This window comes from Deinococcus metalli (genome assembly GCF_014201805.1).
GTDB classification, from domain to species: domain Bacteria; phylum Deinococcota; class Deinococci; order Deinococcales; family Deinococcaceae; genus Deinococcus; species Deinococcus metalli.
The window spans coordinates 258421-283550 of sequence record NZ_JACHFK010000006.1 but is presented as its reverse complement, the minus strand read 5'-3'; the positions used below and the strand labels follow the sequence as shown (position 1 = coordinate 283550).

Here is a 25130-nt window from a genome sequence, read left to right as displayed (position 1 = left end):
GTATCATGGCGGGCGATGACTGGGGACAACGGCAAGGGCAAACAGGGCGGCAAGGCGCAGCAGTACGGCGTCACGCCCCAGAGTGTGGATTTCAACGACTGGTACAACGAGGTCGTGAAAAAGGCCGATCTGGCCGACAACAGCCCGGTGGCGGGCGCGATGGTCGTGCGCCCCTACGGCTCGGCGCTGTGGGAGAACATCGTGCGGTGGCTCGACGACCGCTTCAAGGCGACCGGGCACGAATCGCTGGTCTTCCCCACCCTGATCCCCATGGGCTTCATCACGAAGGAAGCGGACCACGTCGAGGGCTTCGCGCCGGAACTGTTCACGGTGAACAAGATCGGCACCGAGGTGCTGGCCGAACCGTACGTGATGCGCCCCACGTCCGAGACGATCATCGGGCACATGTGGGCCGGGTGGCTGAATTCCTACCGCGACCTGCCGTTCCTGCACTACCAGTGGGGCAGCGTGTTCCGCGCCGAGCTGCGCACCAAGGCCTTCTTGCGCACCTCCGAGTTCTACTGGCACGAGGGCCACACCGCGCACGCCGACGAACCCGAGGCGCGGGCCGAGGTGCGCCAGATGCTCGACATCTACCACGAGTTCTGCCGCGACGTGCTGGCGCTGCCGGTGGTGCGCGGCGAGAAGACCGAGTCCGAGCGCTTTGCCGGGGCGGTCGCCACGTACTCCATCGAGGGCATGATGCGCGACGGCAAGGCGCTCCAGAGCGGCACGTCGCACTACCTGGGCCAGAACTTCAGCCGGGCCTTCGACGTGAAGTACCAGACTCGCGAGCAGAAAGAGGAGTTCGCGCACACCACGTCGTGGGCGATCTCCAGCCGGATCATCGGCGCGATCATCATGACCCACGGCGACGACGCCGGGCTGATCATGCCGCCCCGCATCGCGCCCATCCAGGTCGTCGTGATTCCCGTGGGCCGCAAGGAGAACTTCGACGAGATGGTCGCCGAGGGCGAACAGCTGGCCGCCGAGCTGCGCGCCCAGGGCGTCCGCGTGCGGGTGGACAAACGCGACGGCGTCACCAACGGCTTCAAGTACAACGACTGGGAACTCAAGGGCGTGCCGGTGCGCGTGGAACTCGGGCCGCGTGACCTGGAGAGCGGCGTGGTGGTCGTGAAGAGCCGCAACGCCGACGACAAGGAGACGCTGCCGCGCGCCGAGGCCGTGGCGGGCATGACCGCTCGCCTGGACGGCATCCACACCTGGCTGCTGGACCGCGCCACCGAGTACCTGCGGTCGCACACCCTGGAGGTGGACGACTACGACGCCTTCAAGCAGGCCATCGAGAATGGCAACTGGGTGCGCGCGTACCACTGCGGCGACGCCGACTGCGAGAAGGCCATCAAGGACGACACCAAGGCCACCACCCGCAACGTGCCCCTGGACGACGCCGAGTTCTTCAGCGAGCGCGGCGAGGGCACCTGCGTGCGCTGCAGCAAACCCAGCGCGTACGGCAAGCGCGTGATCTTCGGCCGGCAGTACTGAGGGCAGCCCGCGACCGGGCGCCGGACAGGAGGTGACGCGGGTTGTCTCCTGTCCGGACAGAGCGCCGCGCTTCACACGTGGCGCTGACGGGCGGCACCCGCTCCACGGCCCTGCCCGCCCCGACGACCACGCCCTGCCGCAGCGACGGCTGCGAATCGGCCCATCCGCGCGAACCTGACGCGGGCCGTGGCGTACGCACCCGCGAACATCACGCACAGCAGCATGAACCCGACACTCCTGACCATGACGGCACCTCCGGCGAGGCGGTGGGGTCCCGGCTCCCGCCTCTGTGGACACCGGAGGCGCCGGGCCGTGACCGCCGCTTGACCCGCTGGTGACGGGCCCACGCCACGGTCTACAGTCGGGCATGACCACCGGAGTCACCCCCGAGGCCGACGCCGCCCTGCGCGCCCACGTCCGCGCGCTGCTGACCCGGGCCAACGCGCACGAGACGCTGGACGACGTGCTGGACAGGTTCCCCGTCGGCCGGGCCGGCGAGCGCGTGCATGATCTGCCGTACTCGGCGGCGGAGATCCTGTGGCACCTGCGCTTCACGCAGCGGGACATCCTGAACTTCGTCCGGGACGCCAGTTACGAGCACGCGGCGTGGCCCGCAGCATACTGGCCGCACGACCCAGCCGGGGCCGCGCAGGAGTGGGACGCGCAGGTGGTCGCCTTCCGGGCGGACCTGGCCGCGCTGCTTGCCCTGCTGGACGATCCGGCGACCGACCTGCTGGCGGTGGTGCCCAACGGCGAGGGGGCCGGCGGGCAGACGTGGCTGCGCGAGTTCCTGCTGGTCGCGGACCACACTGCCTACCACGTGGGGCAACTGCGGCTCCTGCGCCGGCTTCTGTCGAATGGTGCGTGAGCCAGGCGGCGCGGGTGCGGGCGCTCCCCGTCCCCGACCCCTGAACAAGTTGACAACTTTGCTCAACTGCTCTGCTATGCTTCGCCGCATGCAGCGAGTCCTTCTTTCTCTTCTGACCCTTTCCCTGATCACCGGTGCCGGCGCGCAGCAGGCGAAGGAGCTGCGCCTGGGCGTGTTCCCGAACGTCACGCACGCGGCCGGGCTGGTCGGCGTGCAGCGCGGCCTGATCCAGAAGAACCTGCCGGACGGCGTGAAGCTGGTCGTGCGTGAATTTGCCAACGGCAGCCAGATCAACGAGGCCTTCGCGGCGGGCGCCATCGACGCGGCGTATGTCGGCCCCGGTCCGGCCATGAACGCCTTCATGCGCGGCGTGCCCATCCAGGTGATCGCCGGCGCGGCGAACGCGGGCGCGGTGCTGGTCGCGCGCGGAGACAGCGGCATCCGGACCATCAAGGCGCTGGGCGGCAAGAAGGTCGCGGTGCCCACGCGCGGCAGCACGCAGGACATCAGCCTGCGCCACCTGCTGCACGAGAACGGCCTGAAAGCCAGCGACGAGAACGGTACCGTCACCATCGTGCCCATCGACCCGGCGAACATGCCCGCCGCCTTCGCCGCCAAGCAGGTGGACGCCGCGCTGGTGCAGGAGCCGTGGGGCGCCGTGCTGGAAACGCAGGGCGCGAAGCTCGTCGCCAACGAGAAGGCGATCTGGGCCGGCGGGAACTACACGACCACCGTGCTGACGGTGAACACGAAGTACGCCGCCGCGAACTCCGACACGGTCAGGGGCCTGCTCAGGGGGCACCTCGCGTCCATCTCCTTCATCCAGAGCAGCAACGCGGGCGCGCAGAAGGCCATCGCGGATCAGATCGCGGCGTTCACCGGCAAGCGCCCGAACACCGCCGAGCTGTTCAAGGCCCTGGCGCGCACCAAGGTCACGTGGGACATCAACCTCACCACCCTGGGCGAGTACGCGCAGCTGAACAAGGAGGCGGGCTTCGCGCGGGACGTGCCGGACCTGAGCAAGTTCGTGGACCTCAGCGTGATCCGCAGCCTCGCCAAGTAAGTCCGGTTCCTACGCCGCGCTCCGACTTAGCGGAGCGCGGCGTTCCTGTGCCGGAACGCGCTGCCCGGTACACTGCGGCTCATGACGGGGCCAAGAAAGGGAACCAAGGGGCGAGGCCCGAAGAAGAACACCGCCCAGGGGCGCGGAGGCGTCACGCGTGACACCGTGCGGCCGGCGCGGGAACGAGCAGCCCAGAGCGGCGAGTCCCGCGGCGCGGCGGCGCCGCAGGGCACCGCAGGACGCTCCGGCGCCGGCAGTGGTGGTCGCCGCCCGGCCGCTTCGGGGGGCCGGACCGGCGCGACCAACCCGGCGCGGCGCAAGCCCGGGGAACGCGCGGCGGGCGAGGGCAACCCGACCGGTGCCCGCCCCGCGCGCGGCACCGGGAGCCTGAAAGGCGGGGCGAAGACCGAGGGCCGGACGCCGGGCGCCCGCGCGCCCCAGGGCGCGAAGGCCGGAGCGGTCGGGGAGCGCCGCGCGCCGCCGAAGGTGCGCAAGGCCCTCCCGGAACTCAAGCGGGTGGTGCTGGACGCGCCCGCACCCGACGCGGTGTTCGTGGACCGCGACGGCGAGCGGCTGACCTTCGCGGACAGCGCCCTGAAGCGCGTGGCGGCGCGGGTGCTGAGTGAGAAGCGCAAGGCGTGGCGCTACCGGCCGTTCTCGTTCCCACTGTTCACGGACCGCGGCCATGAGCAGACCTTCCATTTCGACTTCTACATCTACGACGCCGAGGACAGCGTGATCCGGCTGATCCTGGTGGTGCCCTTCGAGTCGCGCGAGGTGTGGGACCGCGTGGGGCGCTTCAAGCGGCAGTACCCGATGTACACCTACGAGCTGTGGACGCCGGAAAAACTGGCGTTCCTGGACGGTCCGCGTGGCCGCCTCGAGTTCTGAACCGGAACATCTCACGTGGCGTTAATACTTTAGCTGATCGTGTATCCGGTTCCATGCTTCGGGCGGAGGTGGTCTGGTAGCGTTCCCGCAAGTGGGGTCAGCCCGGTATGACCGGTGCGCGGCCCCGCTGCCAGACCACCCATGAACAGGGCCCACCATGCCCCTGAGGAGAGTCCCTCATGACGACCATCGAACGACCCCAGACTGCCACCCGCATCCGCCCCGGCTCGCCGTATCCGCTGGGCGCGACGTGGGACGGGCAGGGAACGAATTTTGCGCTGTACTCCGAGAATGCCGCCGGTGTGGAACTGTGCCTGTTCGACGCCGAGGGCCGTGAGACCCGCCACCGCCTGACCGAGCAGACCGCCTTCGTGTGGCACGGCTACCTGCCGGAGATTGGCCCCGGCCAGCGCTACGGCTACCGGGTGTACGGTGAGTACGCCCCGAAAAAGGGCCTGCGCTTCAACCCCAAGGTCGTGCTGCTCGACCCCTACGCCAAGGCCCTGGACGGCACTGAGGAGTTCGACAAGGGCGTGTTCGGCTACGTGGCCGGCAAGGACGACCTGGTCAAGGCCCGCAAGGAGCAGCGCGGCACGCCACTGGGCATCGTGGTCGATCCGGGCTTCGACTGGCGGGGCGACCGCCGCCCGAACGTGCCCTTCCACCAGTCCGTGATCTACGAGACGCACGTTAAGGGCCTGACCATGACGCACCCGCTCGTGCCCGACGAGCTGCGCGGCACCTACGCCGGGATTGCCTGCGAGCCGATCCTGTTCTACCTGCGCGAACTGGGCATCACCAGCATCGAGCTGATGCCGGTGCACCAGCACGTGGACGATCCCTTCCTGCTCGACAAGGGCCTGACCAACTACTGGGGCTACTCGACCCTGAACTTCTTCGCGCCGGACGTGCGCTACTCGGCCGAGGCGCGCCGGGGCAACCCGGCGGGCGCGGTGAACGAGTTCAAGGAGATGGTGCGCGCCCTGCACCAGTCGGGCATCGAGGTGATCCTCGACGTGGTGTACAACCATACCGCCGAGGGCAACAACATGGGGCCGACCATGTCCTTCAAGGGCATCGACAACCCCACGTATTACCGCCTGGTGGCCGACAACCCCCGCTTCTACTTCGATTACACCGGCACCGGCAACTCGCTGAACGTGCGCCATCCGCAGACGCTGCAGCTGATCATGGACTCGCTGCGGTACTGGGTCACGGACATGCACGTGGACGGCTTCCGCTTCGACCTCGCCAGCACACTCGCGCGCGGCCTGCACGAGGTCGATCAGCTGTCGGGCTTCTTCACGATCATCCACCAGGACCCGATCATCTCGCAGGTGAAACTGATTGCCGAGCCGTGGGACGTCGGTGAGGGCGGCTACCAGGTGGGCAACTTCCCCGTGAACTGGGCCGAGTGGAACGGCATCTACCGCGACGACATGCGCGCGTTCTGGAAGGGTGACGGCGGGCTTGCCAGCGAGATCGGCTACCGCCTGACCGGCAGCAGCGACCTGTACCAGCGCGACGGCCGCAAGCCGTACGCGAGCATCAACTTCGTCACCGCGCACGACGGCTTCACGCTGCGCGACACCGTGACCTACGAGCAGAAACACAACGAGGCGAACCAGGAAGGCAACAACGACGGCCACAACCACAACATCACGTGGAACTGTGGCGTCGAGGGCGAGACCGAGGACCCCGAGATCAACGCGCTGCGCCAGCGGCAGATCCGCAACTTCCTGGCGACCCTGCTGCTCGGGCAGGGCACCCCCATGCTGCTGGGCGGCGACGAGTTCGGCCGCACCCAGGGCGGAAACAACAACGCGTACTGTCAGGACAACGAGATCAGTTGGTACGACTGGTCAAGCCTGGACGAGGACCTGCTGGCGTTCACCAAGAAGGTGATCCGCCTGCGCAAGGCGCACCCGGGCCTGCACCGACGCAAGTTCTTCAGTGGCCGCACCATCCGCGGCGAGAACGTGCGCGACCTGGTGTGGCTGCGCTTCGACGGGAGCGAGATGGGCGACGAGGACTGGAACAATCCCCAGACCCAGTCTATGGGCCTGTTCTTCGACGGCGACGGCCTGGACGATGTGGACGCCAACGGCGAACCGGTGCACGACGACCACCTGCTGCTGCTGCTCTCGGCCACCCACATCGACCTGCCGTTCGTGCTGCCGGACCTGGCGGACTGCAACGAGTGGGAACTGCTGCTCGACACCTCGGACGACACCGCACACGGCGTGGAAAGCGCCAACGAGGAAACCACCCTCAAGGCCCGCTCCGTGAAGCTCTACCGCTGCCGCCGCAGCTGACGGCGCCGCCCCTCACTCCACACGGGTTGGGCGGGGCGGCCTCACGGTGCCGCCCCGCTCCGCTTGAGTTTCCAAAGGAGGCGACATGACGCCACTGTCCCACCTGAACCGTTCCCCGGACCGCTCCGCGACGCGCCTGGGCGCCCACCTGCTGCCGGGCGGCGCCGGCACCCGCTTCCGCCTGTGGTCCACCACGACCACCTTGGCCCATGTCCGCGTGGACGGCACTGTGTACCCCATGAACGCCCTGGGTCACGGCACCTTCGAGGTGGTCCTGCCCGTAGGCGCCGGCGCGCGCTACATCTTCATGCTGGACGGCGTGGACCGGCCCGATCCCTACGCGCGGTTCCTGCCCGACGGCGTACACGGCGAGGCCGAGGTGATCGACCCCGACGCCTACACGTGGCAGACCACCGGCTGGCGCGGCCTGCCGCTGTCGGAGTGCGTGTTCTACGAACTGCACGTGGGCACCTTCACGGCCGAGGGCACGTACCGCGCCGCCCAGGACAAGCTACCGTACCTCAAGGACCTGGGCGTGACGGCGGTGCAGCTCATGCCCGTCGCGGCCTTCCCCGGCCAGCGCGGCTGGGGCTACGACGGCGTGGCCCTGTACGCGCCCTTTGCGCCCTACGGCCGCCCGGAGGACCTGATGGCCTTCGTGGACGCCGCGCACGGCCTGGGCCTGGGCGTGTTCCTGGACGTGGTGTACAACCACTTCGGACCGGACGGGAACTACCTGAAGTCGTACTCGCCGGCGTACTTCACCGACCGCTTCCAGTCGGCGTGGGGCGAGGGCCTGGACTACGCCGAGCCGCACATGCGCCGCCTGATCACCGGCAGCGCCCGCATGTGGCTGCGCGACTACGGGTTCGACGGCCTGCGCCTGGACGCCACGCCCGCCATGCAGGACGATAGCGAACTGCACATCCTGGGAGAGCTCGCGCAGGACGTGCACCAGCTGGGCGGAACCCACCTGCTGCTGGCCGAGGACCACCGCAACGATCCCATGCTGCTCACCGAGTACGGCCTGGACGGCATCTGGGCGGACGACTTCCACCACGAGGTGCGCGTCACCCTGACCCGCGAGCACGAGGGTTACTACCGGGGCTTCGAGGGCGGCGCGGCCGAACTCGCGCAGGTCATCCGGCGCGGCTGGAAGTACGAGGGCCAGTTCTGGAACGTGACCGGCGAGCGTCACCAGCGCGGCAAGCCCGCCGACCTGGTGGAGGCGCCCAGCCTGGTGTACTGCATCCAGAACCACGACCAGATCGGCAACCGCGCGGTCGGCGACCGCCTGCACCACCACCCGGACGTGACGCCGCAGGAGTACCGCGGCGCGGCCACGCTGCTGATGACCCTGCCCATGACGCCGCTGCTGTTCCAGGGCCAGGAATGGGCGGCAGACACGCCCTTTTTGTTCTTCAGCGACCACCACGGCGAGCTGGGACGCATGGTCAGCGAGGGCCGCAAGAAAGAATTCGCGTACTTCAGTGGCTTCGCCGGCGCGAGCGTGCCGGACCCGCAGGCCGAGGACTCCTTCCTGGCCTCGAAACTCGACTGGACCGAGCTGGAGCGCGGCGACCACGCGCGCACGCTGGCGCTGTACCGCACGCTGGCCCACCTGCGCCGGGACGACCCGGTGCTGTCCCAGCGGTCGCGCACGAACCTGCACGCCGGGAACGTGCTGGACGTGCTGTGGGTCCGCACCCGCACGGACGCCGGCGAGCGCCTGCTGGTGTGGAACCTTGGGCAGGAGGACGCCGCGCTGGACGCCCTGAAGCTCGACCTGCCCGCGCAGGTCATGCTGCACAGCGAGGTCGGCGTGACGGACGCGCTGCCGCGCCCCGGCACGCTCGGGCCGGGCGAGGCGGCGCTGTTCCAGGGGGGGACGCCGTGAGCGCGCCCTCCCCCACCCCGCCGGACGCGCCGGTCATGCCCACGGCGCACCTGCCGGGCAGCACGTACCGGCTGCAACTGCACCGGGACTTCGACTTCGCGGCGGCGCGGCGCGTGTTGCCGTACCTCAAGCGCCTGGGCGTGACCGACGTGTACCTGTCGCCCATCTGGACGAGCACGCCGGGCAGCACCCACGGCTACGACGTCACGGACCACTCGCAGGTGAATCCGGAACTGGGCGGCATGGGCGGCCTCAAACGCCTGTCCGCACGGGCGCGCGAGCTGGGCCTGGGCCTGATCGTGGACTTCGTGCCGAACCACATGGGCATCCAGGGCGGCCACAACCCGTACTGGGAGGATGTCCTGACCCACGGGCAGGCCAGCCGCTACGCGCATTTCTTCGACATCTCGTGGCGCCCGCTGAAACGCGCGCTGGACGGCAAGGTGCTGCTGCCGCTGCTGGGAGATCAGTACGGCCGCGTGTTGGAGCGCCATGAACTCGTGCTGGAGCGCGACGGCCCGGTGTTCACGCTGCGCTACTGGGAACGCCGGCTGCCGATCTCACCGAAGTCGCTGGCGGGACTGCTCACCGGGGCCAGCGAGAAGCTGCCGGCGCGCACGGCGGACCTCACGCGGGCGGAACTGGCGAGCATCGCGCGCAGTGTGGCGAACCTGCCGCGCTCGACCGCGCGCGACCTGACCGACGACGACCGCGAGGAACGCGCCCAGGAGATGGAGGTCATGACGCGCCGCCTGGGCGCACTGCTGGACGCCTCCAGGCCCATGCGCGACGCGCTGGACGCCACGATTGCCGAGACGAACGCCGATCCCCTGCGGCTGGACGCGCTGATCTCCGAGCAGAACTACCGCCTGGCGTTCTGGAAGGTCGCGTCCGAGGAGATCAACTACCGGCGCTTCTTCGACATCAACGACCTCGCGGCGCTGCGCATGGAGGACTGGCGGGTGTTCGAGTGGGCGCACAGGACGCTGTTCGCGCTGCTGCGGGACGGTGTGCTCCAGGGCGTGCGGCTCGACCACACCGACGGCCTGTACGACCCGGCCGGCTACTTCCGGGCCCTGCAGGAGGGCGCGGCGGCGGCGCTGGGCGTGCCCGGCGGCCCCGAGCTGCCGGTGTACGTGGTCGCTGAGAAGATCCTGGAGCCCGGCGAGACCCTGCCGGAATCCTGGGCGATCCACGGCACGACCGGCTACGACTTCCTGGCGCAGCTGGGCGGCGTGTTCGTGGACGGCGCCAACGAGGACGACCTGAGCGCCATCTACCGGCGCTTCACCGGCGACCGCCTCAGCTACGGCGAGCACCTGTACCGCGGCAAGCACCTGATCCAGCGCGTGAGCCTGCCGGGCGAGGTCAATGTCCTGACCGAACACCTGGAGTCGCTGGCCGAGGCCGACCTGGGGTCGCGGGACTTCACGCTGAGCACGCTGCGCGGCGCCGTCCGCGAGGTGATCGCGTCGTTCCCGGTGTACCGCACCTACATCCGCTCGGACGGGCAGCGCGAGAGCGGCGACAACGCCAAGATCGCCCACGCCGTGCGCGACGCTCGCGCCCACAACCTGCGCGAGGGCCAGCCGCTCGATCCCAGCGTGTTCGGCTTTCTGGAGGGCGTCCTGACGCTCGACTCGCCGGACGGCCGGGTGCGGGCGAACGACGCGGACTTCGCCCTGAAGTTCCAGCAGCTCACCGGCCCCGTGACTGCCAAGGGCGCGGAGGACACGGCGTTCTACCGCTACGGCCGGCTGCTGTCGCTGAACGAGGTGGGCGGCGACCCGGCGCTGTTCGGCACGCCGCCGCGCACCTTCCACGCCATGGCTCGGCAGCGGGCCGAGCGCTGGCCGCACGCCATGCTCGCCTCCAGCACGCACGACACCAAGCGCGGCGAGGACACCCGAGCGCGCATCAGCGTGCTGAGCGAGATCCCGCAGGCGTGGGGGGTCTTCCTGAACGCCAGCGCGCCGCTGCTGCTGGCGCTGTCGCAGGATCAGGAACTGGGCCGCGCGCCCAGCGCGCTGGACAAGTACGTGCTGCTCCAGACCGTGCTGGGCGCGTACCCTCTGGACGCGGAGGGCGGCGCGTTGCCGGACGACTTCGCTCCCCGCATGGCGGCGTACATGGTCAAGGCGGCGCGCGAGGCCAAACTCCGCACGTCGTGGGCGTCGCCCCAGGAGGACTACGAGGCGGTGCTGGAGGCCTTCGTGCCCGCGCTGCTGGCCGACGCCGCGTTCATGGCGCGGCTGCGCGAGCTGCATGACCGCATCAGCCCGTATGGCGCGCAGAACAGCGTCAGCGCGGCCCTGGTGCGCCTGAGCGCGCCCGGCGTGCCCGACACGTACCAGGGCAGTGAGGGCTGGAACCAGAGTCTGGTCGACCCGGACAACCGCCGCCCGGTGGACTACGCCACGCTGTCGCGACGCGTGGCCCGCCTGGAACGCCGGCACGACCTGGGCGTGGCCCGCGCACTGCTGGAGCGCTATGCCACCGGCGAGATCAAGACCATGATCACATGGGCGGCCCTGCGGGCACGGGCAGACCACCCGGAGCTGTTCGCGCACGGCACCTACCGCGCCATCGACGCCGGGAAATACGTGCTGGCCTTTGCGCGCGAGCACGCCGGGCAGGTGGCCGTGACGGTCGCGCCGCGCCTGACCCTGACCCTCACGCGGGAGCGCACGCCGTGGGCGCTGGGCGAGGCGTGGGGCACGCGGCAGCTGACCCTGCCCGGCCCCGGCACGTACGTGAACGCCCTGACCGGCGAGCGGCTGCGCGTCCGCAGCGGCAAGGTGCCGCTCGCCAAGGTGCTGGAGGACTTCCCGGCCGCGCTGCTCCTCCGCCGCTGACCACCCCGCGGGGGTGCAGGATGTCGGGGAACTTCCCACGGGACGAAACCGTACTGTAGGCGTATGCAGACCTTTCCCTCCACGTCCGCCCGGTCGGCCGACCTTGTCCGCACGTTCATGGCCCGCACGTACTCCTGGATGGCCGCCGGCCTCGCGCTGACCGCGGGCATCGCGTGGCTGACCGCCTCGAACGAGGCGCTGGCGTACCAGGTGTTTCAGCTGCGGCTGCCGCTGATGCTGGCGCAGCTCGCGCTGGTGTTCGTGCTGAGTATGTTCGCGCAGCGCCTGAGCAGCACCGTCGCGGGCGCGCTGTTCATCGGCTACGCCGCCCTGACCGGCCTGACCTTCAGCTCGATCCTGCTCGCGTACGACCGCAGCGCCGTGACGGCCGCGTTCGCCACCTCGGCCCTCACCTTCGGCGCGATGAGCGTGGCCGGCTACACCATCAAGCGTGACCTGAGTTCCATGGGCCGCTTCTTCATGTTCGCCGTGATCGGCCTGGTCATCGCCATGATCGTGAACCTGTTCGTGGCCAGCAGCGCCCTGACCCTGGGCATCTCGGTCGTGGGCGTGCTGCTGTTCGCGGGCCTGACCGTGTACGACACCCAGATGCTCCGCAAGCTCGCCCTGAGCGGTGTGAGCGGCGAGATGGCCGAGCGGGCCGCCATCAACGGCGCGCTGGCCCTGTACCTCGATTTCGTGAACATGTTCCTCTTCCTCCTGCGCCTGTTCGGCGGTGCCCGCCGCTGACGCCAACGCACCAGAGCAGCGCCCCGGCATCTCGTCCGGGGCGTTCTTCATGTCGGGTGACTCAATCCGTGTGCCGCGTCAGCGCTTGTACAGATCGCCGATGTACGGCGAACGCGTGTCCGCCAGATTCCCGATCTCCGCGTACGAAATCACTGTGGTCTCGGCGCACGCGGCCACCACGTGCGGCAGGCTGGTGGGCGTGAGGTTCACGCCGGCCGGGCTCAGGTGCGCGGTGAACTCCAGGCCGCCCTCCCGCAGCACGTCACGGCACGCTGGATCGAGGTCCGGGGCGGGGTGAGCCAGATACAGCGCTTCCTGTTTCGCGCCGGTCAGTCCGGGCCACAGCTGCGCGACCTTCACCTCACGGCCACTCGCCCGGTCGAGGATCACGCCCTGCGTGTAGGTGTCGGGGTGGGCGCCGCCGCAGTAGTAGTACACGTCCTCGCGCACGCTGACGAGCCGCGCGCCCTGGAACGTGAGCTTCGCGCCCAGTTCGTACCCATTGCCGGGGTCGCGCTGCATGTCCTGCGCCAGCTGTGAGCGGCAGTCCAGGGCGTCGGCGGCCAGCCGCAGCTGGCGGTCCTGCAGCGCGGTGTTCAGGGCCGCGCTGGCGCCGGGCACGCGCGGGTACACCAGCTGCGACGCGGGTTCGGTTACGCTGCGCCCATCGGCAGCCCGCACCCACAGACGGTTCAGCTTCAGGAAGGTCAGAGGATCGTCGCGCCGCAGCGTAGCGGCGGCGGCCGTGTCCGGCAGGTTCATTGGCAGGGCGCCGACGTTCACGGCCCGGAGGGTCACGGCCAGCGTCTTGGTGCTGCCCGGCGCGCGCCACGTGCCGCCCAGCCCGGCCGCCGTGGGCCGCAGCGTGAAGCAGCCGGTCACCACCGCGTCGTCCCCCTGGCTCTTGCGGACTTCCTCCTGCAGGATCAGGGCCGTGCCCTGCCGGAACGCGGTGAGCGGGATGTCCAGGCCGATCCGCTCGTAGTAGTACGCGCTGCCGTCGACGTCCGCGTGGCGGATCTGGAGGGCCACCGGGCGGCCGCCCAGCGTGCCCCGGTACACGCCGTCCCGGACGCCGCCCGGCAGCCCGGGCTGGCCGCCGCATCCGTGGAGATCCTGGGCGCCCGCGTGGGCCAGGAGGGCCAGGCCAAGACCGAAGAGCCATCGTCGCATGGACCCAGCGTAGTGCGTTCCCGTCAGGGGGCGGCCCCGCGCCCGTCGAAGCGGCCCGAGCGCAGCAGCGCGTCCTCGAAGGCCCCGAACGGCGAGTGTACGGACGCCCACCGCACGGCCGCGTCGATGTCGTAGGCGACCGTGCGGAAGTCCGCCGTCCAGCGCCCGCCCCGCGCGTCCAGCAGCGTCCAGCGGGCGCGGGGATCGCCGTCCACCTGATCGCTCACCGCGCCCGCGTTCACGACCAGCGTGTCGCCCACCCGCGTCGAGCCCGGCCGGTGGGTGTGGCCGCACACGACCACCTCGGCGGTCAGGGCTTCGACGTCCGCCCGCAGCTCCAGCGGATCGCGCGAGCGGTAATACCCGCTCACGCCGTCCGCGTTCCATTCCCACACCCACAGCAGGCTGTCCCACGCGCTGTCCGGCGTGCCGTGGCACGCGAGCACGCCGCCCACGCGCGCGGTGAGCGGCAGCGCCGACAGGTGGGCCAGCGTCTCGGCGGGCACCTGGGTCTCCAGCCACGCGCCGATCTGCACCGACAGGGTGCTCCGCCGCCCGCCGGGCCACAGCTTCTCCTCGTTGTTGCCGCGCACCTCCACCGCGCCCAGACCCGCCTGCAGGGCGGCGGCGCGGGCCGGGTCGGCGCTGCCCTCGATTTGGTCACCCAGGTTCAGCACGGCGTCCGGCGCACTGGCCCGCATGTCGGCCAGCACCGCGTCCAGCGCGAAGGCGTTGCCGTGCACGTCACTGATCACCGCGATCCTCACGCGGCGCAGGCTAGCGCGTTCCCGGGTAGCATGCGGGTCATGAGTATCCTGCCCGACTGGCGCATCCGGGAGCTGGCCCACGCGGGCATGATCGACCCCTTCGAGGACCGGCTGGTCCGCACCGCCGAGAACGCCCAGGTGATCTCGTATGGCCTCAGCTCCTTCGGCTACGACCTGCGCTGCGCCGACGAGTGGAAGATCTTCACGAACGTCAACAGCGCTGTGGTCGATCCCAAGCACTTCGACGAGCGGTCCTTCGTGGACCTCCAGGCCGCCGAGATCATCATTCCGCCGAACTCCTTCGCGCTGGCGCGCAGCCACGAGTACATGCGGATTCCCGACAACGTGATGGTCGTGGCGCTGGGGAAATCGACGTACGCGCGCTGCGGCATCGTGGCGAACGTGACGCCGCTGGAGCCCGGCTGGGAGGGGCACGTGACGCTGGAGTTCAGCAACACCACGCCACTGCCCGCGAAGATGTACGCCTTCGAGGGCTGCGTGCAACTGCTGTTCTTCGAGGGCGAGCGGCCCGAGGTGACGTACGGCGACCGCAAGGGCAAGTACCAGGGCCAGCGCGGCGTGACCCTGCCGCGCCTCTGACCCGGCACACGGTCCACCGAACCCCAGCGTGATCCGCGACCGCACCGCTGCAGATCTACCGGCGCTGGCCCTGGCACTGCGCCGCGTGCACGACCGCGACGCCTACCCCTCCGTGTGGCCGGACGATCCGGCGGCCTTCCTGAACCCGCCGGGCACGCTGGGCGCGTGGGTGGCCGGCCCGGCAGATCACGTGCTGGGGCACGTGCTCCTGCGCGCCCTGCCGGACGTCCTGCCCGCATGGGCAGAGGTGACCGGGCAGCCGGCCACCGAACTGGCCGTGGTGTCGCGGCTGTTCGTAGTGCCGGAGGGACGCGGCGTGGGGCTGGCACGCTCGCTGTTCCACACAGCCTGGGCCCAGGCCGTGCGCCTGAACCGGCGGGCCGTGCTGGACGTGCACCTCAGGAACCACGCGGCCATCCGCCTGTACGACCGCTCGGGCTGGGAGCACGTCGCCACGGTAGAGGGCGACTGGCGTGATCCGGACGGGAGCGTGCCGCTGGTGCGGGTGTACATGGCCCCGGAATGACAGTGGCCCCACCGTCGTCCGGCGGGGCCACGCGGCTCAGGTCAGTGTGGGCTCAGGGGTAGCTGACGACGGTGACGGGCACATCGGGGTTGGCGATCGTCGAGGAGCCGCCGGTGCCGTTGATCACGTTCAGGATGCCGCCCTTGCCGTTCGAAGGATCGAGGAAGATCGTGAGCAGGTCGCGCAGGCTTCCAGCGGCCAGGGTGGACGGCACCACGAAGGCGTTGTCGGCGTAGATGTCGACGCCCTGGTTGAAGAAGCTGTAGCTGCCCATCCCGATTCCACTGAAGGTGCGGACGCCATCCGTGACCCGCAGCGCCGGGTAGCCCCGGACGTTCGGCGCGGACATCCACGCGGCCTGCGTGGGCGGATCGTAGGGCATCTCGTTCTGGAAGAAGATCACCTGGCCACGCTCGCCGTTCCAGATCACATCGCCCTTCTGGTAGTGCTCGACGAACAGGCCGGTGGCGCTCACGTCGTCGCCGTTCACGATGACGCCGTGGTCGGCGGTGTTCATGGTCCAGCCCACACCGTCGCCGTGGTCGGCGCGCCACGCCCACAGGTCGTCGAGGATGACGTGGTCGCTGTTCACTTCCAGGCTCAGGGTCGCCTTGCCGATGTGCGGTCCGCCGATGCGGAAGAACACGTCCTGGATCAGGGTGGGGGTGGCGGGATCGCTCCAGGAGTTGTGTTCACGGGCCTGTCCGTTCACGGCACGCTGCGTCCCGACGCGCAGCAGCACCGGAGAGTTCACGGGGCCGGCATCGACCATCACGCCGGCGACGGTCACGCCGGGTACGTCCGCGACCGTCAGCGCGGCGTTCCCGTTCTGGGGCGTGACGACCGGCAGCCCCAGCCCCAGCACGATGGTGCCGGGCCGCTTGACCTGGATGGCCTGCGTGGTGTCGTACGCGCCAGGCGTCAGCAGCAGGTGCTTGCCCTGAGCGAGCTGCGCGTTGATGGTCTGCACGCTGTCGCCGGGGCGCGCGACATAGAAGTCGCTCAGCGGCACGAAGCGCCCGGCCGCCGGACCAGCCTGCCATGTGGTGCCGCTCGAGTTCCGCCGAGTGGCCGGCACGAAGACGCGGTACGCGCCCGCGGTGTCCACGGTCAGGAATGGCTTCTCGCGCGAGACGGGCGTGGTGTCCAGGGTGGTGTAGGGGCCGCCGGCCGACGTCGCCGGGAACACCTGAGCGGGCGCGCCGGTCACGCCGGAGAACACCTGGTTCCACACGCCGTTCGTCCAGCCCGTCAGGACGCTGTTGCGGGTGTAGAACTGCTGCTGCGAGCCGTTGATGACCTGACCCTCGAACGCGGAGTCTGCGATGAAGCCGCCGCTGGCGAACGAGGGGCCGGTGCAGTAGTCCATCAGGGTGATGTTCTGGCCGTTCCCGATGACATGCATGCGGCGCATCGGGGCAGCCTGCGAGACCGCCCAGAACTCGCCGGTATAGCAGCCGTTCGCGTTCGAGACGTTGATGGTCATGTTCGACAGCGAGCGCCAGAAGTTATTCAGGGCGATGCAGTTCCCGTTGTCGCACTGGTTGTGTACGGAGACGGAGCCAATGATGGTCACGTCGTCCGGGCTGGCCCCAAGGCCAGCGACCTCAGTGCCGTAGCCCACTTCGACGTTCAGGGGATCGGCGGCCGAGCCGTAGGTGCCGGGCTTGAACAGCAGCGCGTAGCGCTCCGGGCCGAACTGGTTGGACACCTGCTGCGCGGCGATCTGCTTCACGACCGCGCGGATCTGCGCAGTGCTCATGCTGGGATCGAAGACCCGCACGTTCGGGCCTAGGTCCTGCGCGCCGGGCTTCGCGGCGCTGGCCGACAGCGCCACGTCGGCAGTGGCGGCCGGGTTCTGGCCGCAGGCGGCAAGGAACAGCCCCAGGGCGGCGAGCAGTGCGCCGGACAGGGCGGGGCGGTGCGGGCGGGATGGGATGTGGGTCACGGGCAGCCTCTCGAGCGCTCAGGGCGCGGCACGGTCAGGGCAGGCGGACGACGGGCGACCGGGATTCCTGGAAACGTGACCTCCTTTCGGCACAGCGCCGCAGCGGCGACGGACGGTCCGGGAACGGACGGGACCAGGGCAGATGGGGCCGTCCGCGGGTGGACGGTGGAGCACGACGGATTGAGGTGAGGAGAGTATGACACATCCCGCGCGAGTGTGAAAGCGCTTTCTTTTATCGCTATACCCGCGGGTCCGGGCGCTGTGCCAGAGCCCTCCCTCTGCGCTTGAGCCGGCGTTCATGTCTGAAGTGAGCCTCAACCCACCGGAATCCAGTGCTCCCTGCGGGCTGTCAGGGTGGGAGCATGCCGGACAGAGACGACAAGAACTCGGGCCACACGAGCCAGCCCCAGGAATACGACCGCACCAAGACCGAGGTGAGCGGCATCGAGGATGGCCACCACCCCTCGTTCAAGGACAACAACGACCGCGAGGCGAAGGCGCCGCGCAACACCGAGGACGGCCTCAGCCGCAAGGAGTTGCAAGACCGCGAGGAAGCCCGCAGCGTCCCCACCAGCAAATAAGGCCAGCGTGTCCATCCACTCCGCGTGATGCGCGCCACCCCTGGCCGCCTGCTCCCGCCCACCCTACCCCGGTCGGCGGTGGTGCTGGCGGCCCTGTTCGTGGTCGCGGGCGCGGCGCATCTGGTCCGGCCCGAGATCTTCGACCGGATCGTGCCGCCGGGCCTCCCGCTGGCCGCGCGCAGCGCCACGCTGATGAGCGGCGTCGCCGAGATTGCGGGCGGCGTGGGGCTCCTCCACCCCGCGACCCGGCCGGCGGCCCGCTGGGGCCTGCTGGCCCTGCTGGTCGCGGTGTTCCCCGCAAATATCTTCATGGCGCAGCACCCCGAGCGCTTCGGACTGCCCGCGTGGGCGCTGTGGGCGCGGCTGCCCCTCCAGCCGCTGCTGATGTGGGCCGTGTGGCGGGCCGGCCGGCGACCGGGCACCCAGCGCTGACCTGAGCGCAGCCCGGCCGGAGAGTCGTGATCAGCCCGACTGCGCCGCCCGCTCAGTCCTCGTCGTCCGCGTCGTCGAGGTCGTCCACGTCGAAGCCGGGCTCGTCTCCATCCCAGCCGGCCGCGGGGCCGCTGCGGCGCAGGTCGTCGCGCGGCGCGCTCAGCTGGGCGTCGCGGTTCTCGTCACCTGCCAGCACCCGCTGCGCGCGGGCCAGCACGTCCAGGTCGGTGGGGCTCACGCCGTAGCGCTCGGCCAGGTACACCGCCACCCACACGCCGAAGTACCACAGGCCCAGGTGCCCGGCGTATCCCTGCGCGCCCTCCGGGTAGGGCACGTGGATCACCTCGTCGATGCGCGTTTCCAGGATCTCGCGGGCGAGCAACAGGGTGTCGTCGGCGTCGCCCAGGATCACCGCCACCTTCGCGTCGCCCTTCTCGTGCCGGGCCTCGAACGCGCCGGTGCTGAGCGAGAGAGGATCGCCCAGCAGCGGGATCGCCAGGGTCTTGCCCACACGGGCCAGGACCTGCTGCCACGCGTGCGGCAGGGCGTCGGCGTCGGGTGCGGCCAGCAGCAGCGGCTGGCGGCCCCACACGCTCCACGCCAGGTCGCGGGCGGGGTTGCCCTCCTGCACGTGCGCGGCGCAGCGGGCCGCGAGGTCCGAGATCACGGTATCCGCCGCGCGGGCGTCGTCGGCGTGGCCGCTGGCGTACGCGACGTACTGCGCGAAGTGGTAGGTCGCCAGGGGGCCGCCGGGAATCAGGACGTCGATCTCGCCGGGCAGGCCGCCGGTGCTGGCGCGGCGCACGGTGGCCCCCGCGACCTCCGCGAGGTCGGCGTAGTCGGTGGCGGCGCTGCGGGCGTCGGGGCTGCCCAGCACGAACTGCGTGCCGCTGCGGGCGAGGCCGGCGGGCACCAGCGTCTGCGCGAGGTGCGCGGCCAAGGTGCCCTCGCCGGTGCCGACCAGGCCGTGGGGGCCGCTGTCGGGCTTGGTGGGGCCGGCGTAACTGCCGCCCAGCGTTTCGAGCAGGGTGATCAGGGTCGAGGCGGATGCGGTCATGGGTCCAGGGTACGGCACCCCCGGGCCGCGCGGGCGTGCTGGGGGTGAAAATACAGCGTCGCGAACGGGATTTCCGGCTTCATGCCCGATTAACCTTGCGTGCTAGAATTCTGCGCGTGTCAATTCCGGGTGCAGCGCAGATCGGGCGCAAAGCGAACACCACCCTGCCACTGGGCCTGGGGCCGCTGGGTATGGGTGGTGTGCATGGTGCACTCGACTGGGCTCGAACCAGCGACCTTTGGCTTCGGAGGCCAACGCTCTATCCAACTGAGCTACGAGTGCGGCTGACTCCGACTGAGCAGAGCCCTGGTACCCTAGCACCTGATGTAAAGGAGTTCAAGTGAAGCGAAAACCACTCGTGAACGGTCTGCTGATCGTTCTCGCCATCCTGCTGGTGGCCGGCATGGCCTACCAGTTCACGCCGGCCCTGCAAAGCGGCTCGCTGTTCGGCAGCAAGCAGACCGGTACCCCCGCCCTGACTGTGAACGGCCAGACCATCACCGCCGAGGAACTCGAAGCGGTCAAGACCAGCAACGCCGTGCTGGGCAGCGTGGACACCGGCGTGCTGGCCGACGACTTCAAGACCTACATCGTGCAGAGCAAGGTGCGCGAGAAGCTGATCACGGAGGCAGTCCAGGACATCAAGGTCAGCCGCGACGACGTGAACGCCGACGTCAAGAAGATCCGCGAGCAGAACCAGCTGACCGACAACAAGGCCTGGACCGACGCCCTGCAGAGCCGCGGCTTCACGGACTCCTCATTCCGCGAGCAGGTGCGCGCCAGCCTGGCATACCAGCGCAAGGTGGACGACCTGAAGAAGGCCGCGCCGGCCGCCACCGACGCCGAGGCCAAGGCGTACTACGACCTCAACCCGCAGGCCTTCCAGAGTGACGCGCGCATTGTGGGCCGACAGATCGTCGTGACCGACAAGGCCAAGGCGGCGGCGCTGCTGGCGCAGGTCAAGGGCGGCGCGGACTTCGCCAAGCTGGCCGGCGAGAACAACGCGGCGGCCGACTTCAAGGACCGCGGCGGCGCGCTGGGGCCCATCGAGAGCGGCGCGCCCCGGCCGGTCGCGCAGGTGGCGCTGCCCACCGAGGTCGGCCCGGCCGCCTTCGCCCTCACGCAGGGCGGCGTGACGGACGTGATCGCCAGCGGCGGGAAGTTCTACATCGTCAAGGTCGAAAAATACCTGGCGCCCGCGCCCAAGCCCTACGCCGACGCCAAGACCGACGCCATGACGGCCGTGAGCGAGGAGAAGAAGAACGCCGCGCTGGAAACGTGGATCGCGGGCCTGGAAAAGGGCGTGAAGATCGAGTTCATGGACCCCAACTGGAAGGTCGAGAACCCCACAGTCGCCACCGTCGCCGGCCAGGACATTTCCTACTCCGAGGTGCTGGAGCAGGTCGTGAACAACCAGCAGTTCTCGCAGCTGCTGCAGCAGGTGCCGGCCGAGCAGGCCGCCGGGCTGGTCAACGGCATCCTCAAGCCGCAGGTCGTGCAGCAGCTCATCCAGGGCTACGCCGCGCCCAGCATCGCCCAGAAACTCAAACTCGACCTGGCGGGCAGCCGGCAGGAAGTCGCGGCCGGGCTCGCCGCCTACGGCGCGCGGGACGTGAAGGTGACAGACGCCGACATCCAGGCGTTCTACGACCAGAACAAGTCGCAGTTCGAGACGCCCGCCAGCGGCACGGTGGCCGAGGCGAGCTTCAAGGACCAGGCCAAGGCGGTCGCGTTCCAGAGTGGCTGGAACGGCAGCGGCAGCTTCACCGGCGCGGCCACCAAGGGCGGCGGCACCGTCAGCGAGCACGGCGCCGTGACGGCCGGCGACGGCAAGCTGGGCGCCGAGCTGAACGCCGCCGTGTTCACCGCCAAGACGCTGCGCACCGCGGGCGAGGGCAGCCTCAGCGACGTGGTGAAGGTCGGTGACCGCTACTCGGTGCTGTACGTGACGGACCTCAAGGCCGCCGCCACCCAGCCTCTGAGCGCCGTGCGCTCGCAGATCGAGACGCAGGTGCTGGCCAGCAAGAAGCAGGAGGCCGGCCAGAAGTTCCTGAGCGAGCAGGTCGCCACGCTCAAGCCCGTGGACAAGCTCAAGGACGTGCTGGCCGCGCAGGCCAAGCGCGTCGCGGCCGCCACGCCCAAGACGACCACGCCCGCCACCGGCAGCGGCGCGGCCACGCCGGGCAGCGCCACCCCCGCCACGCCCGGGTCGGGCAGCGCGCCGGCCACCAGCACCCCCGAAACGAAGTAGGCACCCGCAACTCCAGGGGCGGCCCGCGCACAGCGGCCGCCCCTCGCCCATGGCCCCACGGTGACGCCGGGCGGGCGCGGAGCGCAGCGGGCCGCTACAATCCCCTGGTTATGTCGCGCGTGTTTTCAGGAATCCAGCCGACCGGCGAGCCCCACATCGGCAACTACTTTGGGGCCATGCAGAACTATGTGAAGCTCGGCCAGGACTACGGCAAGAACTCCATCTACTGCGTGGTCGACCTGCACGCCCTGACCAACCCGAACGCGTTCGACCCGGCGCTGCTCGCGCAGCGGACGCTGGACATGGCGGTGGCGAACTTCGCGGTGGGCCTCGATCCCGCCCAGGTCACGTTCTTCGTGCAGTCGCAGGTGCCGGAGCACCAGGAACTGTCGTGGGTGCTCACCAACATCACGCCGGTCGGTGAACTGGAACGCATGACGCAGTACAAGGACAAGGCCGGGCAGCTCGAGAGTGTGCCGGCGGGCCTGCTGATGTATCCGGTGCTGATGGCCGCCGACATCCTGCTGTACAAGGCCGACACCGTGCCGGTGGGCGAGGACCAGACCCAGCACATCGAGCTGACGCGCGAGATCGCCCGCAAGTTCAACCACACCTTCGGGGAGACCTTCCCGGAACCCCGGGCCGTGAACAACAAACAGGCGCTGCGGATTCCCGGCGTGGACGGGCACGGCAAGATGAGCAAGAGCAAGGGGGAGCAGAGCACCATCGGCCTGTTCGAGCCGCTGGACTCGATCTGGGCGAAGCTGCGCGTGGCCCCCACAGACCCGGCCCGCGTGCGCCGCACCGACCCAGGCGATCCGGACGTGTGCCTGGTGGGCGACTACCACAAGCTGTTCTCCGACGACCAGACGCTGCGTACCGTGTACGACGGCTGCCGCAGCGCCGGCATCGGCTGCGTGGACTGCAAGAAGCTGCTGATGACCGGCATCGAGGAACACCTCTCGCCCATCCAGGCCCGCGGCGAGGCGCTGCGCGCGGACCTGGACTCGGTACGCGACGCGCTGGCGCAGGGCACGCGGGAAGCGCGGGCCATCGCCGCGCCGGTCATGGAGGAAGTCCGCAGCAAGGTCGGGTTCCTGAGGCCGTGACGCGCGGGGTCCGCTTCCCGTGACGGCCCTCCAGGCCCTGCCCGGCGTGGTGGCGCCCGGCCCGGTCCCCCCCGGCGCGCTGCCCGCCACCTTCACGGTCACGCTGCCGGTCTTCACGGGTAGCCTGACGGAGCTGGCAGGAGCGCTGCGGGCCGGCCGCGTGCTGCCCGGCGCGGTGCCACTGCTGCGCCTCACGCGTGACGTGCTGGCGTGGGCGCAGGGCGTGAGCGGACCGGACGGCGCGCACACCGAATTGCTGCCCGCCCTGGCCGGTGTGATCGCCCTCAAGGCGCGGCTGCTGCTGCCGCCGCCCGAACCCGACGACCTGCCTCCCGAACCCGACGAACTGCTGGAGGAACTCGTGGAGGGCGTGGAGGCGCTGGCGGAGCTGGACGCGCTGGTGAGCTTTCTGGCCTCCCGGCGCCGCGAACGCGAGGGCCTGCTGCCGGGGCGTCCGGTGCCGGTGAACCTGCCGCGCCGCGAGCGGCCCCGCAACCCGCAGGGCAGCCTGGCGAAACTCGTGAAGGCCGCGCAGAACGCGGTGCGGCAGGTGGAGGTGCCCCTGCTGTCCCGCGAGCGCCTCACGCTGGTGGACGCGCTGGGCGCGCTGCGGGCCTTCGGGCGGCGGCTGCGGACCTTCACGTTCCGGGGCGTTCCCACGCAGGACTGGGGCGAGCGCACCACCTACTTCGCCGCGCTGCTCGAGGGCGTCAAGGAGGGCAGTTTCCGCGCGCAGCAAGACGAGGTCTACGGCGACATCGCGATCGCCTCGCACCTGGAGGGCGACTAGCCGCCGGTCTACGCCAGGTCCAGGGCGTCGCGCAGGGCCAGCGCGAACACCTGGAAGGCCAGGCTGGGGCTGGCGTAGGCCTCCAGCGCCCCTTGCAGCGCGTCGAGGGCGCTGTCCGCGCGGGCGCGCTGGTGGGCGGGGTGGTGGCGCCACGTGAAGCGCAGCGCCTCCGGGTGCCACGCGGGATCGAAGCGCTTCTCCAGCGCCTCGGCGGCCTCCAGGGCGGGCAGCAGGCCCTCCGGCAGCGCCGCGCCGAGGTCGCGGGCGTCCTGAAGGGCGCCGCGCACGCGCTCCACGTCGTCCAGCACGCCGGCCCGCCCGGCGGCGAACTCGACCAGATCGGCGTCCGGCGCGTGCCCCGCGACGGTCATGGCGCGCTCAACGGCGCGGTCGCTGGCGGGCGACACGTTCACGCGGGCGCTGCGGCTGGCGATGGTGGGCAGCACCGCGCGCATGTCCTCGGCCAGAAAAAGGAACAGCGCGCGGTGAGGGGGCTCCTCCACCAGCTTCAGCAGGGCGTTCGCCGCCTCGGCTCCCAAGTGCTCGGCGCCGTTCACGATCACCACGCGGCGGCGGTGGGTGGGCCGCACCTCCAGAAATTCGAAGACGTGCACCTCGTAGTCGTGGGCCTTGTCTCGGGCCTCCAGCACCGCGCCGATGGGAATCAGCTTGCGGCGGGCCGCCTTGCCGGTGGCGGTGGTGGCGCGCGGCTCGACCAGCAGCACGTCGGGGTGGCTGCCGGCCGCCATGGCGCGGCACGACGGGCACGCGCCGCAGGCCTCGCCGCCGGGACCACGCGCCCCCGTGCAGTTCTGCGCAGCGGCGATGGCGCGGGCCACCGCGAGCTTGCCCACGCGGGCCGGGCCGCTCAGCAGCAGGGCGTTGCCGCGGAAGGCATCGGCCTGTTCCAGCACCTGCGGGTGCAGGGTGGCCGGCGAGGTCGGCACGCCGCCGCTCACGGCCCTACTTCCCGACGGCCAGCCGGGCGGCGAGCACCTGCGGCAGCCCGGCCTCCAGGGCCGCTTCCTGCGCGCGCTCGATGTCGTACTGCACGCGGAACACCTCGTAGTGCATGCGCACCGAGTCAAACACCGCGTAGCTCGCCCTGGGGTTGCCGTCGCGCGGCTGGCCCACGCTGCCGGGGTTCAGGATCACGCGGGTGCTGGGCGGCACGAGGTAGCTGCCGCCGTCCTGGAACAGCTGCATCTTGATCCACTCGCCGACCGGAGCGTTCAGGGTGGCGTACACGGCGGGCACGTGGGTGTGCCCGACGAAGGCCAGGCGCCCGTGCCACTGCGCAAAGGCCTCGCGGGCGGCCGTGACGGAGTCGGTGTACTCGTCGAGGCTGGTGGGCGTGCCGTGGCGGTAGCGCGCGCCGATGTCCGGGTCGTCCACACCGTCGCGCCACGTCCGGACCCACGCGACGTCACGCTCGGACAGCCGCTCGAGCTGGTACTTGAGGGCCACCGACACCACGCTGTCCTTGACGGGCCGCGTGCCGTCGGCGTACTCGAGCAGCATGTGGTCGTGGTTGCCCATGATGCACACAGCGTCCAGGTCGCGCAGCGTGTCAAGCACCTCGCGCGGATGCGGGCCGTAGCCCAGCGCGTCGCCCAGGTGGATCACCTGGTCGTATTTGCGGGCCTCAGCGTCGCTGAGCACCGCCTGGAGCGCGGTGTGGTTCGCGTGGATGTCGGAAAGCAGCAGGAGCCGCACGCCACCGATGATAGCGCCCTGCGTCCGTGACGCAC

General features: G+C 70.3%; 21 protein-coding genes and 1 tRNA gene. 15 read left to right on the top strand and 7 right to left on the bottom strand.

Annotated features, from left to right (window positions below):
• Positions 1 to 15: 15 nt before the first annotated feature.
• The 8 genes from proS to HNQ07_RS13670 all read left to right on the top strand — a co-directional run bounded on the left by proS (position 16) and on the right by HNQ07_RS13670 (position 12145).
• Positions 16 to 1506, top strand: a complete 1491-nt coding sequence (proS, locus tag HNQ07_RS13705) for a proline--tRNA ligase (protein WP_184112669.1) — start codon at positions 16 to 18, stop codon at positions 1504 to 1506.
• A gap of 367 nt (positions 1507 to 1873) precedes the next feature.
• The gene (locus HNQ07_RS13700; RefSeq protein ID WP_184112667.1) at positions 1874 to 2374 is read left to right on the top strand and encodes a DinB family protein; all 501 of its coding nucleotides are present in this window, start codon (positions 1874 to 1876) and stop codon (positions 2372 to 2374) included.
• 88 nt (positions 2375 to 2462) lie between these two features.
• On the top strand, positions 2463 to 3437 hold the full coding sequence (locus HNQ07_RS13695; RefSeq protein WP_184112665.1) for an ABC transporter substrate-binding protein: 975 nt from the start codon (positions 2463 to 2465) through the stop codon (positions 3435 to 3437).
• Positions 3438 to 3518: 81 nt separating this feature from the next.
• Positions 3519 to 4328, top strand: a complete 810-nt coding sequence (locus HNQ07_RS13690) for a hypothetical protein (protein ID WP_184112663.1) — start codon at positions 3519 to 3521, stop codon at positions 4326 to 4328.
• A gap of 179 nt (positions 4329 to 4507) precedes the next feature.
• Positions 4508 to 6643, top strand: a complete 2136-nt coding sequence (gene glgX, locus HNQ07_RS13685) for a glycogen debranching protein GlgX (RefSeq protein WP_184112661.1) — start codon at positions 4508 to 4510, stop codon at positions 6641 to 6643.
• A gap of 85 nt (positions 6644 to 6728) precedes the next feature.
• The gene (gene treZ, locus HNQ07_RS13680; protein ID WP_184112659.1) at positions 6729 to 8540 is read left to right on the top strand and encodes a malto-oligosyltrehalose trehalohydrolase; all 1812 of its coding nucleotides are present in this window, start codon (positions 6729 to 6731) and stop codon (positions 8538 to 8540) included.
• Between the two features lie 35 nt (positions 8541 to 8575).
• Complete coding sequence (gene treY / locus HNQ07_RS13675) at positions 8576 to 11395, top strand: malto-oligosyltrehalose synthase (protein ID WP_184112790.1); 2820 nt, start codon at positions 8576 to 8578, stop codon at positions 11393 to 11395.
• A gap of 63 nt (positions 11396 to 11458) precedes the next feature.
• Positions 11459 to 12145 (top strand): Bax inhibitor-1/YccA family protein, encoded by a 687-nt coding sequence (locus HNQ07_RS13670; RefSeq protein ID WP_184112657.1) that lies wholly within the window; start codon positions 11459 to 11461, stop codon positions 12143 to 12145.
• Between the two features lie 78 nt (positions 12146 to 12223).
• Here the strand turns inward: HNQ07_RS13670 and HNQ07_RS13665 are convergent, their stop codons facing one another.
• Positions 12224 to 13318: a polysaccharide deacetylase family protein gene (locus HNQ07_RS13665; protein ID WP_229831967.1), complete on the bottom strand. Its 1095-nt coding sequence runs from the start codon at positions 13316 to 13318 to the stop codon at positions 12224 to 12226.
• 23 nt (positions 13319 to 13341) lie between these two features.
• Entirely contained in the window at positions 13342 to 14085 is a 744-nt protein-coding gene (locus tag HNQ07_RS13660; RefSeq protein WP_184112655.1) for a metallophosphoesterase family protein, read from the bottom strand.
• A 39-nt stretch (positions 14086 to 14124) separates the two neighbouring features.
• Between HNQ07_RS13660 and dcd the strand changes: the two genes are divergently transcribed.
• Positions 14125 to 14685, top strand: coding sequence for a dCTP deaminase (dcd, locus tag HNQ07_RS13655; protein ID WP_184112653.1), 561 nt, complete (start codon positions 14125 to 14127; stop codon positions 14683 to 14685).
• Positions 14686 to 14713: 28 nt separating this feature from the next.
• Entirely contained in the window at positions 14714 to 15211 is a 498-nt protein-coding gene (locus HNQ07_RS13650; RefSeq protein WP_229831968.1) for a GNAT family N-acetyltransferase, read from the top strand.
• A gap of 52 nt (positions 15212 to 15263) precedes the next feature.
• On the opposite strand, the gene HNQ07_RS13645 is transcribed toward HNQ07_RS13650, so the two are convergent.
• Positions 15264 to 17159 (bottom strand): pectate lyase-like domain-containing protein, encoded by a 1896-nt coding sequence (locus tag HNQ07_RS13645; RefSeq protein ID WP_184112651.1) that lies wholly within the window; start codon positions 17157 to 17159, stop codon positions 15264 to 15266.
• A 362-nt stretch (positions 17160 to 17521) separates the two neighbouring features.
• Here HNQ07_RS13645 and HNQ07_RS13640 point away from each other — a divergent pair, with 362 nt between their 5' ends.
• A complete protein-coding gene (locus HNQ07_RS13640; RefSeq protein ID WP_184112649.1) occupies positions 17522 to 17740 on the top strand; it encodes a hypothetical protein in 219 nt (72 codons plus the stop codon).
• 27 nt (positions 17741 to 17767) lie between these two features.
• Positions 17768 to 18172, top strand: a complete 405-nt coding sequence (locus HNQ07_RS13635; protein WP_184112647.1) for a DoxX family protein — start codon at positions 17768 to 17770, stop codon at positions 18170 to 18172.
• Between the two features lie 52 nt (positions 18173 to 18224).
• Here HNQ07_RS13635 and HNQ07_RS13630 read toward each other — a convergent pair whose 3' ends face one another.
• Positions 18225 to 19229, bottom strand: coding sequence for an SIS domain-containing protein (locus tag HNQ07_RS13630; protein ID WP_184112645.1), 1005 nt, complete (start codon positions 19227 to 19229; stop codon positions 18225 to 18227).
• A gap of 205 nt (positions 19230 to 19434) precedes the next feature.
• Positions 19435 to 19511 (bottom strand) — tRNA-Arg (locus HNQ07_RS13625).
• A 58-nt stretch (positions 19512 to 19569) separates the two neighbouring features.
• Here HNQ07_RS13625 and HNQ07_RS13620 point away from each other — a divergent pair.
• The 3 genes from HNQ07_RS13620 (at position 19570) to HNQ07_RS13610 (ending at position 23379) form a co-directional block, all read left to right on the top strand.
• Entirely contained in the window at positions 19570 to 21480 is a 1911-nt protein-coding gene (locus HNQ07_RS13620) for a peptidylprolyl isomerase (RefSeq protein ID WP_184112643.1), read from the top strand.
• Between the two features lie 110 nt (positions 21481 to 21590).
• Positions 21591 to 22589, top strand: coding sequence for a tryptophan--tRNA ligase (gene trpS / locus HNQ07_RS13615; RefSeq protein ID WP_184112641.1), 999 nt, complete (start codon positions 21591 to 21593; stop codon positions 22587 to 22589).
• Positions 22590 to 22635: 46 nt separating this feature from the next.
• Positions 22636 to 23379 (top strand): segregation/condensation protein A, encoded by a 744-nt coding sequence (locus HNQ07_RS13610; RefSeq protein WP_373298042.1) that lies wholly within the window; start codon positions 22636 to 22638, stop codon positions 23377 to 23379.
• Between the two features lie 8 nt (positions 23380 to 23387).
• Here HNQ07_RS13610 and HNQ07_RS13605 read toward each other — a convergent pair whose 3' ends face one another.
• Positions 23388 to 24338, bottom strand: coding sequence for a DNA polymerase III subunit delta' (locus HNQ07_RS13605; RefSeq protein ID WP_184112639.1), 951 nt, complete (start codon positions 24336 to 24338; stop codon positions 23388 to 23390).
• Positions 24339 to 24342: 4 nt separating this feature from the next.
• Positions 24343 to 25104: a metallophosphoesterase family protein gene (locus tag HNQ07_RS13600; RefSeq protein WP_184112782.1), complete on the bottom strand. Its 762-nt coding sequence runs from the start codon at positions 25102 to 25104 to the stop codon at positions 24343 to 24345.
• Positions 25105 to 25130: the final 26 nt, after the last annotated feature.

Coding starts and splice junctions, on each gene's coding strand:
- proS (WP_184112669.1), top strand. CDS start 16: ATGACTGGGGACAACGGCAAGGGCAAACAGGGCGGCAAGGCGCAGCAG.
- HNQ07_RS13700 (WP_184112667.1), top strand. CDS start 1,874: ATGACCACCGGAGTCACCCCCGAGGCCGACGCCGCCCTGCGCGCCCAC.
- HNQ07_RS13695 (WP_184112665.1), top strand. CDS start 2,463: ATGCAGCGAGTCCTTCTTTCTCTTCTGACCCTTTCCCTGATCACCGGT.
- HNQ07_RS13690 (WP_184112663.1), top strand. CDS start 3,519: ATGACGGGGCCAAGAAAGGGAACCAAGGGGCGAGGCCCGAAGAAGAAC.
- glgX (WP_184112661.1), top strand. CDS start 4,508: ATGACGACCATCGAACGACCCCAGACTGCCACCCGCATCCGCCCCGGC.
- treZ (WP_184112659.1), top strand. CDS start 6,729: ATGACGCCACTGTCCCACCTGAACCGTTCCCCGGACCGCTCCGCGACG.
- treY (WP_184112790.1), top strand. CDS start 8,576: ATGCCCACGGCGCACCTGCCGGGCAGCACGTACCGGCTGCAACTGCAC.
- HNQ07_RS13670 (WP_184112657.1), top strand. CDS start 11,459: ATGCAGACCTTTCCCTCCACGTCCGCCCGGTCGGCCGACCTTGTCCGC.
- HNQ07_RS13665 (WP_229831967.1), bottom strand. CDS start 13,318: ATGCGACGATGGCTCTTCGGTCTTGGCCTGGCCCTCCTGGCCCACGCG.
- dcd (WP_184112653.1), top strand. CDS start 14,125: ATGAGTATCCTGCCCGACTGGCGCATCCGGGAGCTGGCCCACGCGGGC.
- HNQ07_RS13640 (WP_184112649.1), top strand. CDS start 17,522: ATGCCGGACAGAGACGACAAGAACTCGGGCCACACGAGCCAGCCCCAG.
- HNQ07_RS13635 (WP_184112647.1), top strand. CDS start 17,768: ATGCGCGCCACCCCTGGCCGCCTGCTCCCGCCCACCCTACCCCGGTCG.
- HNQ07_RS13630 (WP_184112645.1), bottom strand. CDS start 19,229: ATGACCGCATCCGCCTCGACCCTGATCACCCTGCTCGAAACGCTGGGC.
- trpS (WP_184112641.1), top strand. CDS start 21,591: ATGTCGCGCGTGTTTTCAGGAATCCAGCCGACCGGCGAGCCCCACATC.